Source organism: Calidifontibacter indicus (assembly GCF_003386865.1).
Lineage (GTDB): Bacteria > Actinomycetota > Actinomycetes > Actinomycetales > Dermatophilaceae > Yimella > Yimella indica.
The window spans coordinates 2221149-2232979 of sequence record NZ_QTUA01000001.1 but is presented as its reverse complement, the minus strand read 5'-3'; the positions used below and the strand labels follow the sequence as shown (position 1 = coordinate 2232979).

12 protein-coding genes are annotated in these 11831 nt (G+C 68.0%); 4 read left to right on the top strand and 8 right to left on the bottom strand.

Features of this window, described 5'->3' with window-relative positions; translation table 11 throughout:
• Positions 1-54: 54 nt before the first annotated feature.
• The 4 genes from DFJ65_RS10600 to DFJ65_RS10585 all read right to left on the bottom strand — a co-directional run bounded on the left by DFJ65_RS10600 (position 55) and on the right by DFJ65_RS10585 (position 4522).
• Positions 55-2232 carry a tetratricopeptide repeat protein gene (locus DFJ65_RS10600; protein WP_115922996.1) on the bottom strand — a complete coding sequence of 726 codons (2178 nt, stop codon included), beginning with the start codon at positions 2230-2232 and terminating at the stop codon, positions 55-57.
• Positions 2233-2322: 90 nt separating this feature from the next.
• On the bottom strand, positions 2323-2925 hold the full coding sequence (locus DFJ65_RS10595; RefSeq protein WP_211308418.1) for an aspartate/glutamate racemase family protein: 603 nt from the start codon (positions 2923-2925) through the stop codon (positions 2323-2325).
• Between the two features lie 85 nt (positions 2926-3010).
• Positions 3011-3772 (bottom strand): enoyl-ACP reductase FabI, encoded by a 762-nt coding sequence (gene fabI / locus DFJ65_RS10590; protein WP_115922995.1) that lies wholly within the window; start codon positions 3770-3772, stop codon positions 3011-3013.
• Between the two features lie 36 nt (positions 3773-3808).
• Positions 3809-4522 carry a beta-ketoacyl-ACP reductase gene (locus DFJ65_RS10585; RefSeq protein ID WP_115922994.1) on the bottom strand — a complete coding sequence of 238 codons (714 nt, stop codon included), beginning with the start codon at positions 4520-4522 and terminating at the stop codon, positions 3809-3811.
• 114 nt (positions 4523-4636) lie between these two features.
• On the opposite strand from DFJ65_RS10585, the gene DFJ65_RS10580 reads away from it, so the two are divergent.
• The gene (locus tag DFJ65_RS10580; protein WP_115924248.1) at positions 4637-4951 is read left to right on the top strand and encodes a DUF3099 domain-containing protein; all 315 of its coding nucleotides are present in this window, start codon (positions 4637-4639) and stop codon (positions 4949-4951) included.
• Positions 4941-5141 carry a hypothetical protein gene (locus DFJ65_RS10575; protein WP_211308417.1) on the top strand — a complete coding sequence of 67 codons (201 nt, stop codon included), beginning with the start codon at positions 4941-4943 and terminating at the stop codon, positions 5139-5141. The genes DFJ65_RS10580 and DFJ65_RS10575 overlap by 11 nt, the downstream gene beginning before the upstream one ends.
• Positions 5142-5167: 26 nt before the next feature.
• Here the strand turns inward: DFJ65_RS10575 and DFJ65_RS10570 are convergent, their stop codons facing one another.
• From DFJ65_RS10570 to DFJ65_RS17190, 3 genes are all read right to left on the bottom strand, one after another.
• Positions 5168-6400, bottom strand: coding sequence for an MFS transporter (locus DFJ65_RS10570; RefSeq protein ID WP_115922992.1), 1233 nt, complete (start codon positions 6398-6400; stop codon positions 5168-5170).
• Between the two features lie 358 nt (positions 6401-6758).
• The gene (locus DFJ65_RS10565; RefSeq protein WP_115921497.1) at positions 6759-7955 is read right to left on the bottom strand and encodes an IS110 family RNA-guided transposase; all 1197 of its coding nucleotides are present in this window, start codon (positions 7953-7955) and stop codon (positions 6759-6761) included.
• A gap of 76 nt (positions 7956-8031) precedes the next feature.
• Positions 8032-9063 carry a hypothetical protein gene (locus DFJ65_RS17190; protein WP_147301376.1) on the bottom strand — a complete coding sequence of 344 codons (1032 nt, stop codon included), beginning with the start codon at positions 9061-9063 and terminating at the stop codon, positions 8032-8034.
• On the opposite strand from DFJ65_RS17190, the gene DFJ65_RS10560 reads away from it, so the two are divergent.
• Positions 9050-9757: an HNH endonuclease gene (locus DFJ65_RS10560; protein WP_115922991.1), complete on the top strand. Its 708-nt coding sequence runs from the start codon at positions 9050-9052 to the stop codon at positions 9755-9757. The two genes, DFJ65_RS17190 and DFJ65_RS10560, sit on opposite strands and share 14 nt — an antisense overlap.
• 132 nt (positions 9758-9889) lie before the next feature.
• Here the strand turns inward: DFJ65_RS10560 and moaA are convergent, their stop codons facing one another.
• Positions 9890-10882: a GTP 3',8-cyclase MoaA gene (moaA, locus tag DFJ65_RS10555; protein ID WP_115924247.1), complete on the bottom strand. Its 993-nt coding sequence runs from the start codon at positions 10880-10882 to the stop codon at positions 9890-9892.
• Between the two features lie 142 nt (positions 10883-11024).
• Here moaA and DFJ65_RS10550 point away from each other — a divergent pair, with 142 nt between their 5' ends.
• Complete coding sequence (locus DFJ65_RS10550) at positions 11025-11822, top strand: SURF1 family cytochrome oxidase biogenesis protein (protein WP_115922990.1); 798 nt, start codon at positions 11025-11027, stop codon at positions 11820-11822.
• The last annotated feature ends 9 nt before the right edge of the window (positions 11823-11831 follow it).

The following is an 11831-nucleotide window of genomic DNA, read 5'->3' as shown; positions in this document are numbered from 1 at the left end:
CAGTCAACGGAATCGGCGCGACAGTCTTGCTCGTCGCGCCGATTCCGTTGTGTGTTAGCGGACTTCGTCGGTGAACGCGGTCAGGGAGCGGCGGTAGCGGTCGACCTCGGGGTCGGTCGAACGCAGGACCAGGCGGCGCAGCACGTCGCCGAGCGCAGCCGCGTCGAGATGCCGGTCATGCATCGTCAAGGCGCGGAACAACGCAATCGCGTCGTTGTCGGGCCACGCCGCGGCGAGGTCGTCGAGGATCTCCTGCGACTCCTCCAACCGGCCCAGGTGACGCAGCGTCGATGCCTTCTGGATCAGCGCACGCCGATGGAACGGCTCGCGCAGCCCGGCGGCCAGCGCCTCATCGTAGGCCGCGACGGCCTGTTCCTCCTCGCCGGCGCTGTCGAAGGTGCCGGCGTACTCGTAGAGCACCCGGGCGTCGTCCGGGAAGCGGTCGCGCAGTTTCGCCCCCACGGCGATCCGTTCGGTGGGGTCGTCGATCTGCCAGAGTGCGACGATCTCGTCCTCGGCCTCGTGCTCGCCGCGGGCCCGGATCACCTTGTGCCGCACCGCTTCCGGGGAGTCTTCCCCGCCTCCTCGCGCGAGCAACCAGTCGTGCAGTTGGGCGCGGCTCTCGTGCGTCATCATCGCGAGCACGTCACCGTCGTGGGCGTCGGCGAGCAGCGCCTGCAAGCCCTCGAGTTCGGTCGGCGAACTCGACAGCGAGGTGGCGCCCACCCGCGACAGTCCCTCGACGAGCTTCGCCTCGAGGTCGGCCATCGTGCGGTCGCGCAGATACTTCGCCTTGTGCTGGATGTGCACCCGGTCGGCGTCGCGGCCGGCCATTTCTCCGAGGTTGCGCAGGATCTCGTCGGTGCGGTCGCCCCCGGTGCCGAGACCGAGCACCAGGTGGGCGCCCTGCTCACACAACCCGCGGGCCACCCGCAGCAGCGCCTCCAGCCCGCCCTCGTTGTGGGCCATGTCGAGGATGACCGTCACCTCCCCGCCGTCCGGCAGGCCGAGGGAGTAGATGTTCATCCGCCCGGCATTGTGCGCGGCGTCGGGCACGAAGGTGCGCAGCCCCTCGACCACCGCGTCGCGCGGGATGCCTGCACCGAGTGCGGCGGCGGCTCCGGCCAGGGCGTTGGCGAGGTTGTGGCTCGACAGGCCGCACAGGGTCATCGGCACCTCGAGCACCGACATCAGCGGTTCCGGGGCCAGGCCGGGCACGAGAACGACGATCGTGCCGTCGTCGACCGTGATGCCACGTCCCCCGCTGTCGCGCGCCTCGCGCAGCGAGGGCGACTCGGGGTCGAGCGAGAAGCACCAGACGGGTGCGCTGGCGGTCGTGCGCATCGCCCACACCCGCGGATCGTCGCCGTTGAGCACGACCCAGCCGTTCGGCTTGGTCACCTTGGTGATGATCGCCTTCACCTCGGCGAGCTGGTCGACGGTGTCAATACCGTTCTGCCCCAAGTGATCTGCGCTCACGTTGGTGACAACACTGACGTCGTTGTGCGCGGTGCCCAGCCCCTTGAGCAGCATGCCGCCACGGGCGGTTTCGAGCACGCCGAACTGCACTCCGTCGCGCAGTGCGGTGCGCGCACCGGCAGGTCCGGAGTAGTCGCCGTACTCGACCAGTTCACCCTGGATCAGCACGCCGTCGGTCGAACTCCAGCCGGTCTTCAGACCGGCGGTCATGCCGAGGTGGGCGATGAGTCGGGTCGTGGTGGTCTTGCCGTTGGTGCCGGTGACGGCGACGACCGGCACCTTGGGTCGCAACGGTCGCAACTGCTCACCGGGGTCGCCCTGCGCCACCCGGTGCGCGGCGTCGGCCAAAGTGGCGGCGGGGTCGCCGCCGTCCAGCAGTGTGGGCAGCACCTCGTCGAGAGCCTGCGTGAGCAACGCGACGCGCCCACGATGGCGCAACGCGAACGCGACGACCAGTGAGCCGTCGGCTGCCTGCCGCACGCGGACCGCAAGCCGGGAGATGCCTGCGTCGCGGGCGATGATGCGCACCACCCGCTCGACCAGCGACGCGACGTACTGTCGCCGCACCGTGCTACCCGGTGCGCCCGGGTCACGTCGGCGCAGGTGCAGCTCCCTACCGATCCGTTGCAGCACAGCCGAATCGGCGTCGACGTAACCGGGTAGCGCGAGCGAGATCTTGCCCGCGGGACGCGGGAAGTAGAGGTTCGGGCCCTCGAGTACGCGGACCTCGGTGATCTCGACGGATGCAGCCATGCCGCACAGACTAGAGCCGCGCAGTGGGGCTGCGCACGTCGTCCGGGCGGCTGCGGTTTGCGGCGGAGTCCCGGTTCGCCGCGGGGACGCTCAGGTCAGGCCGAGCAGGTGCTGCACCGCCGGACCGGGTGAACTCAGGACCGGGATCGCCAGGTCGGCCAGGAGCGGCTCGGCACCAGCCATGCTTGCCTGGGCCAGGATCAGGATGTCGACGTCGTCGGCCAACCGGCGCGCGGTATGGACGACGCTGGCCAGGTAGCCAGGCTCGTCGCCGTCCTCGAATCGGCCCCACGCACCGTCGGCGATGAGCTGTTCGATCCGCACCTCCTGGCCGGCGCTCTCGGCTTCCTGCCGCAGCAGCGCTGCGGTCGGTTCGAGCGTCGACTCCAAGGCCGCGACCACGCCCACTCGTGGTCCGCACCGGACGGCACGTGCCGCCATCGGACGATCGACGCGAAACACCGGCACGTCGGCGCGGGCACGCTCTGCAGTGTCGCCGATCGTGGAGCACGTGCAGCAAACGACCGTCGCGCCCTGACCGACCAGGGCGGTGAGGTGCTGAGCGACACGCTCCGCGACGGCGTCCGGACCGTGGTTGCGGGCGTCGACGAGAAGCTTCTCGTCGACGACGTGGAGGGCCTGCACGCCAGGGCGACGCCGCGCCAACAGTCGGTCGAAGGTCGCCGGGTGCACCGGGGAAGTGTGCAGAAATCCGGGACCGGTCACCGCCCCATCATCCGACACGACGCTTGCCGGCCGACAGGCCACCTCGTGGAACCTACTGACCCATCGCGTGCACGCCGCCGTCGACGTGCAGGATCTCGCCGGTGGTGGCCGGGAACCAGTCGGAGAACAACGCGACGCAGGCCTTCGCGGCCGGCTCCGGGTCACGGATGTCCCAACCCAGCGGGGCCCGCTCGTTCCAGGTGTTCTCGAAGGTCTCGAACCCGGGGATCGACTTCGCCGCGGTGGTGCGGATCGGACCGGCGGAGACCAGGTTGCACCGGATGTTCTTCGGGCCGAGGTCACGGGCCAGGTAGCGGTTGGTCGACTCGAAGGCGGCCTTCGCGACACCCATCCAGTCGTAGACCGGCCAGGCGAACTTCGCATCGAAGGTGAGCCCGACGACCGAGCCGCCCTCGGCCATCAGCGGTTCGGCGGCGACCGCCAGGGCCTTCAGCGAGTAGGCCGAGACGTGCACTGCGGTGGCGACGTCGTCCCACTCCCCCGCCATGAAGTCGAACGCGCCGGGCGGGGCGAAACCGATGGAGTGCAGCACACCATCGAGGGAGTCGACGTGCTCCTTCAGCCGGTCGGCAAGGGTGTCGAGGTGTTCCTTGTCGGTGACGTCGAGCTCGATCACCTCGGGCGTGGTCGGCAACCGCTTGGCGATCGTGCTGGTGATCTTCATCGTGCGTCCGAAGCTGGTCAACACCACGGTGGCGCCCTGCTCCTGCGCCAGCTTCGCGACGTGGAACGCGATCGAGGAATCCATCAGGACTCCGGTGATCAGCAACTTCTTGCCCTCGAGAATGCCCATGAGTTCTGTTCTCTTCCTTGAGTTTTCGTGATTCGCTCAGTGGCCCATGCCGAGGCCGCCGTCGACCGGGACCACCGCGCCGCTGATGTAGCCCGCTTCGTCGGACGCCAGGAAGCGCACCACCTTCGCGACCTCGTCCGGCTGCGCGAAGCGGCCGGCAGGGATGGCCGCGAGGTACTGCTGCTGCTGTGCCTCGGGCAGCGACCGGGTCATGTCGGTGTCGATGAAGCCGGGGGCGACGACGTTCGCGGTGATGCCGCGCTTGCCGAGTTCGCGGGTGATCGAGCGGGCCAGGCCGACCAGACCTGCCTTGCTGGCCGAGTAGTTGGCCTGGCCCGGGCCGCCGTACAGCCCGACCACGCTGGAGATGAAGATCAAGCGGCCGCGCTTGAGCTTGAGCATGCCCTTGCTCGCGCGCCGGGCGCACCGGAACGCGCCGGCGAGGTTGGTGTCGACGACGGAGGCGAACTCCTCGTCGGACATGCGCATGAGCAGGGTGTCCTTGGTGATGCCGGCGTTGGCGACGACCACCTCGATCGGTCCACCGAGCTTCTCCTCCGCCTGGGTGAACGCCTCGTCGACACTCGCGCTGTCGGTGACGTCGGCGGCGATGGCGATCGCGCCCTGCGGGCCGGAGCCGTCGCGGGAGGTGATCACGACGTTGTCGCCGGCATCAAGGAACGCCTGTGCGATCGCGGCGCCGATGCCTCGGTTGCCTCCGGTGACCAGGACGTTGCGCGGTTGGGACATCGACTCTCCTTGATGACGGTTGCGTCGACCGTATCCACTACTTTTCGGTAGACCCCAACCGGTGGGCCGGACGCGGCTCGAAGGCTTGCGCTTCGGCGGCGTACGGTGGACGTCATGGCTCGCCGTACGACTCCTGAACCCGAGGTGCCCTCGGCGACGAACCTGCCCGCTCCCGCCCGGGACGACCGCGATTCGCGCACCAAGCACTATCTGATCTCGATGGGCATCCGCACGGTCTGCTTCGTGCTCACGGTGCTGTTGTGGGGTCCGCTGCGTTGGGCGTCGATCGTCTGCATGGTCGCAGCCGTGGTGCTGCCCTACTTCGCCGTCGTCTTCGCCAACGCCACCAACCAGCGTCGGATCGATGTGTTGGGGTCGGTGCGGCCGAGCGATCCCGTCGAGCAGGTCGGGCCGCGGCGTGACCGCTGACCACCCCCGTTGCAGCGCGAAAGGCTGCACCGTCGACGCCACCTGGGCAATCCTGTGGCGCAACCCGAAGATTCACGACGAGTCGCGACGCAAGACCTGGCTCGCCTGCGACGAGCATCGAGTGACGCTCACCGATTTCCTCGGTATGCAGGGGTTCCCGCTCGAGGTGGAGGCGTTCGAGCCGCGCTGAGCCCGGTCTCCATCGCTTGGCGGACGCTAGACCGGTGCGGTGGCCGTGCGAAACGGCGCGGCGTACAGCCCGATCGCGACGAGTGCGAAGACGCCGGCGGCGGCGACGAGCATCGGCCGAAATCCCCACGTGTCGGCCAGGATGCCGGCGATCGGCGCCGCGACCATCGCGATCGCCCGATTGAGTGATCGCAGCGTGGTGTTGGTTCGGGCCTGCAGTTCGTCGGGGGTCACCAATTGTCGATAGCTCATCTCGTGTGAGTTGCTCATGCCCATCGCCAACCCGTACAACCACTGACCGACCGACAGCAGCAGCACCGCGCCGAACGAACCGCGCACGGCGCCCGCACCGGCCAACGCTCCCACCGCCCCCACGGTGATGACGTGGCACAGGACGATCGTGCGACCGGTGCCGAGTCGTCGTCCAACCCTGGTGGTCACGCCGGCGCCGATGAGCGCTCCGACACCTCCGATGGCTCCGACAACACCAAATTCGAACGGGCTCAGCCCGAGCATGCGGTACGCGTACGGCGCAAGCACGACCCCCACGATCGCGTTACCGACGAACCATCCGTGGGTCGCAATCGCGAGCGGTCTCAGGCCCGACCCGCCGTACGACCACCGGACGCCGTCGCCGATGTCGGCCACCAGCCGCCGCACTGTGATTCCCGTGCGGGCCGGCGGCTCCTCGATCCGGATCCTGCGCAAGGTCATTGCCGAGTAGAGATAGGTCAGCGAGTCGAACAGCACCGCGGCCGGTGCGCCGACGGCGCTCACCAGCAAACCGCCGATCGCAGGACCCGACGTCGACGCCACGGCATCAGCACCGTCAATCCTGGCATGAGCCCTCTGCAGGTGAGCCCGATCCACCACGCGCGGGAGGAACGACATCGTGGCCGCGCCGTTCACCACCGATGCCGAGCCGTACAGCACCACGACGACCAGCAGTGACGCCAACGTGAGCTGATCGAGCCACCACAGCAGTGGGATGGCGAGCAAGAGGATCGCCTGAGCGAGGTCGGTGCCGATCATCAACGGCAGTCGCCGTCGTCCGTCGACGATCGCGCCCACGATCAGTCCGAGCACGAGGAACGGCATCCAGCGCGCCGCGTACAACCAGCCGACCTCCGTGGCCGAGCCGTGCAGGGTCAGGATGACGACCATCTGTAGCGCGAACAACGTGACGTACGAACCGAATCCGGACACCGCCGCGGCACGCCAGTAGCGTCCGAACTGCTGGTTTGCAGCGGTGTCGTCCATTCGACGAGTCTTGCATCGACCGTGGCGGCCGCGATGAGCGAACCCTTCTCAACACCCGGGGCCGGCCGGCTCCAGTGAAAGATCAGTGCTGCTATGACAGCAGCAATCTTTCACTGGGCGGCTCCAAGATGGTTGAACCTGGACCGACCGTTGACCGGTTGTCCACAGCCCTCCTGCCGAGCCTGCGTTTGTCTGTGGATGAATCGACTGAACGAGGGGGCTGTGGATACCGACGGGTATCGAATGACTTTGTTTTTCAGTCGAATTCGTGACAAGAAGTCTTGTTTCAGGGTTCGAACGGGTGTACGTTTGAGGTATTCCGCATGGCACACCTGGGGAGGTGTCCCTATGGTCTTCGTCAAGCGGCGGCTGGGGTTTTCTGTTGGTAGAGGGTTCCGTCGCGAAGCATCGCGTACAGCACGTCGCAGCGTCGTCGGGCGAGGCAGATGAGGGCGGCGTTGTGCTTCTTGCCTTGGCCGCGTTTGCGGTCGTAGTACGCCCGCGAGGTCGGGTCGTGCAGTGCGGCGAACGCGGCGAGGAACATCGCTCGTTTGAGGTGCTTGTTGCCGCCTCGGGCGGGGTGCTCACCGCGGATCGAGGTGCCGGATCGGCGGGTGACGGGTGCGAGGCCGGCGTACGCGGCGAGGTGGCCGGAGGTGGGGAAGCTCGAACCGTCGCCGACTTCGAGCAGGATCCGTGCGCCGGTCCTGACGCCGATGCCGGGCATCGAGGTCAGGACCGCGGCAAGAGGGTGGGCATCGAGCATGTCCTCCAGTTGGGTTCCCAGCTCGTCCCGGTCGTGCAGCAGGCGCGCCAGTCCGGTCGCGAGTTTGGGCAGGACCAGCTCGGCGGCTCGGGTGCCAGGGACGGTGACGGTCTGCTCGGTGAGCGCTGTCTGGATGTCGTCGACGAGGCGTTGGTAGGAGCGGGGCGCGCGGGGTTTGGCGACGGCGAGCAGACGTCGCCGGCCGGCCGCGCGCAGGCCGGTCGGGCCACCGAAGCGGGTCAGGAGTTCGAGGACTGCCGGGTGTTGGATGCGTGGGCCGAGGACACGTTCGAGGGCTGGGTTCACTTGTGTCAGAAGGCCTCTGATCCGGTTTGCTTGCGCGGTGACCTGCCCGGCCAGGTCGTCATCGAAGCCGACGATGACTTCCAGGTCGGCCAGGGTGTCGTCGCCGACATCAACCCGTCGCAGGGCGTGCGGCATCGACCGGGCAGCTTCGGCGATGACGTACGCGTCCCTTGCGTCGGTCTTGGCGTTGCCGGGGTGCAGGTCGGCGATACGGCGCATCGCCAGCCCGGGCAGATAGGCCACATCGATACCCATGGCTCGGGCGACCGCGACGGGCAGCGCGCCGATCGTTGCGGGTTGATCGACCACGACCAGCAGGCGACCGTGCGTGCCGAGTTCGGTCAGCAGGCCACGCAGCGACGACTCGTCTTGGGGCAACGGTTTGTCGTGCAGCCGTGTGCCATCGACGTTCAGCGCGCAGGCGTGGTGCGCCTGTTTGCCGACATCGAGCCCGATGTACACCGCGTAGTCAGGTCGGGACATGGTCCCCTCCTCGTGCGTCCGAGCGGCTGGTCACCAGATCAGGCGCAGGAAGCCGACATCCACGTTACGAAGAGACCTACCCAGGCGTTCGGGCGGCCCGGTCCCTATCAGCGGTCCACCAGCGCCACCAGCACCCGGTGACAACACCTCCCGGATCATGCAAGCGACAGGGGTGATCAGTCATGCCGGGGCCGGCGACCAGGGGCCTTGCTTCAAGGCCCATCAAAGACGGTAACGGGTGAATCCGGACATGACGAGTGACGAAGGTATCGATCAGCACGTCGACCAGCAGCGTGATCAGGCGTTGTACGACTCGTATCCGGGTGAAGCCGCTGCTTGTGCCGCTCTGGTGTCCGACGCGGTGGCTGCCGTGTCCCGATTGGCGCAGCTGACCGGCAACCTGACCGACGCCGAACTCACCGCGCTCGCACGGTCCCTGACGCTTGTGCAGCAACAGTCCGAGGCCACTCTCGTCGCGGTGACCAGCGACGCGATCGACCGCGGGGTCGTGTACCGCTCCACCGCTGCGGACGCGACCCAATGGGTGCGCCGACTGTCCACCGGCGAGAGTGCGGACGCGTTGCTCGGTGCCGAGTCCTTGTCCGTGGCAGGTCCGCTGGTGCCACTGGACGAACCCGCCACCAATAAAGGCGCGGCGGATGCGGGGGACAACGCCAGTGACGAGTCCGACGACCGGGCCGGCGACCGGGTTAGCGACGTGGCCACCGACGAAGCAGAGGCGTGGCGGTCGGGTTTGGAACCGTCGCACGCGTCCCGGATCGCGAAGTTGGCTGAAGCAGCCCGCTCCCCGTTGAACCAGGCATTGGCCGACGCGGTCACCTCCGGGCAGGTCAACACCACGATCGGGAAAACCTGCCTGGACACCATCGACAAGATCAAAGCCGTGCTGCCGAAAGCGAGCCGGGACGAAATCTACGGCTGGCTCCTCACGTTGGGTCCCGGCGCCGGCGCGAAAACAGTGCGGGAACTGACCAAGCGGATCCTGGCCGAGTACGGCGAAGAAGTGCTCGACGAGAACGAAGACGCCCTCCAGAAAGTCGAATCGTTGTCCTGGTCGGATTTGCCCGGGTGGGATGGTCCGATTCACCGCCGACCTGTCACCCGACCACGCCGAAGCCCTCATCCACGGCGTCCAATCACTCGCGGCACCGTCCCCGAAATCAGCCTGTTGCGCCGACCCGCACCACCGACACACCCCCGACCAAGACGGCAACTCCCAGAAAACCGGGGAACCCGACCCCCGCACCCCCGGCAAACGCCGCGCCGATGCGTTCCTGCTCCTCCTCGGCCTCGGCGCCGCCGCCGTCAACAACGATCCAGAGATCACACACCGCGGCAGTGCCACCCTCGTGGTCACCATCGACTTCCTCGTCCTCGCCGGACTACTCGCCGGACTCGGCACCACCGACACCGGCACCGGCGTCACCCCCGACACCGTCCGACAACTCGCCTGCGACGCAGACATCCTGCCGATAGTCCTCGGGTCCAAGAACCAACCCTTGAACGTCGGACGCAAACGAAGACTCGTCGACAACGAACTACGACGCGCGGTGATCCACCGTGACAAACACTGCACCTACGCCGGCTGCGACCGACCACCCGTCATGTGCGAAGTCCACCACCTGATCCCCTGGTATCTGGGTGGCGAAACATCCCTCACCAACAGCGCCCTGTTGTGCGACACCCACCACCGCATCGCCCACCGCGACCACCTCGCCGGCACCGCCACCGTCACCAGCGTCACCTGGCACTACCAAGCCACCGGCACCCACGCCGCCTGAGCAACATCACGGGCGACCACAGCCAACCGCAACCGGCTCCAGTGAAAGATCACTGCTGCTATGACAGCAGCAATCTTTCACTGGAGCCGCTCAAACCGGGCGACCTACACCAGCGGTGCGGCTACGCGGGCCTCAGCCGCCGATCGCAGACATCGGACGGTCGGGCTGTTCGAAGTTCGGGGTGCCGATGCCGTGGCCGGTCGCCTTGCCCCACATGTTCAGCCGGATGAGGTCGACGAGTTCGTCGTCGGTCGCGCCGTCGCGCATCGGGCCGCGCAGGTCGTTCTCCTTGCGGGCGAACAGGCAGTTGCGCACCTGTCCGTCGGCGGTCAGACGCACGCGGTCGCAGGCACCGCAGAACGGTGCGGTCACGCTCGCGATGACGCCTACCGTCTCGGGGCCGCCGTCGACGAAGAAGCGTTCCGCGGGCGCCGAGCCGCGATCGCCGGCCGGGCTGAGCCGGAAGCGCGCACCGAGGGCAGCCAGCAGGTCGTGACGGCTCATCAGGTGCGAGCGGTCCCAGGAGTGCTGGGCGTCGAGCGGCATCTGCTCGATGAACCGCAACTCATACCCCCGGTCGAGACACCACGCCAACAGATCGGCCGGGTCTTCGCCCGGCATCGCCACCGCATTGACCTTCACCGGCGCGAGCCCAGCATCGACGGCAGCCTTCAAGCCGCGCTCGACGTCGGCGAACCGGTCGCGCCGGGTGAGCTCGAGGAACCGTTGCGGCGACGCGGTGTCGAGCGACACATTGATGCGGTCGAGCCCGGCATCGGCCAGCGGCCGCGCGAGCCGGTCGAGTCCGATGCCGTTGGTGGTCAGCGCCATTCGCGGACGGTTCGGCAACTCCCCCACGCGGCGTACGACGTCGACCAACGAGCGGCGCAGCAGCGGCTCGCCGCCGGTGAATCGCACCTGGTTCACGCCGAGCCCCACGAACAGTCGGATGAGGCGCACCATTTCGTCGTCGTCGAGCATCTCCGGCTTGGCCATCCACGGCAGACCCTCCGCCGGCATGCAGTAGGTGCAGCGCAGGTTGCAGCGGTCGGTCACCGAGACGCGCAGGTCCGTCGCGACGCGCCCGAAGGTGTCGACGAGAGGTCCGGTGCGGGGAAACGACATGCGCTCCATGCTAGGCCGAATCACAGGATCCGCCAGGGACGTTCGTCCTCCGACCATTGACGCGACCACGATCCGCAGCACTGCGACCCGCGCGCACGGGCCGGCGGGTCGGGCTCACATGACCGGCGAGTAGCGTTGCCCCGTGCTTCGCCTGCTGATGTCCCGCCGATGGTTGGGCTGGCTGGCCGTCGCCGTCCTCGCCGCCGCCGTCTGTGTCTTTCTCGGCCGCTGGCAGTACACCCGCTACGACCACAAGATCACCGCGGAGAACCACCTCGAGGCCAACTACAACGGCGCCCCCGTCGACCTCGCCACGGCGCAACCGGATCCGTCGGGCGCACCCGACGCGGAGCAGCAGTGGAAGCAGGTGCGGTTCACCGGTCAGTACCTCGCCGATCGGCAGGTGCTCATCCGCAACCGACCGTTGGACAAGACGTACGGCTACGAGGTGGTGGTGCCGATGCGGACGACGACCGGTGACGTCGTGTTCGTCGACCGCGGATGGATCCCCAACGGGCGGACCGCCGCCGCGCCCGACTCGGTGCCGCCGACGCCGACCGGCACAGTGCAGGTGACCGGGTGGCTGCGCGCAGGCGAACCCGACCTGAAGCGTGCCGAGGTGCCCGGCCAGGCCGCCTCGATCAACACCACCCTGCTGCGCGAGCTCAGCGGGCAGCCCGACGCGCGCAACGCGTACGTGTTGCGCCGCACCGAGGTGGGCGCCGGTGTGCCGCAGACCCTTCCGCAGGACCTCCCCAAGCCCGACCCGGGTGGCTACGCCTGGATCAACTTCAGTTATGCCCTTCAGTGGTGGGCCGGTGCGATCGCGGTCCTCGCGTTCTTCCTGCTGCGAGCCCGCCGCGAACACCTCGATCAGATCGGCCGACCGAAGGCACCGAAACCGAAGAAGACCCGCATCTGGGACGAAGAAGACGACTAGCGCCCGCCG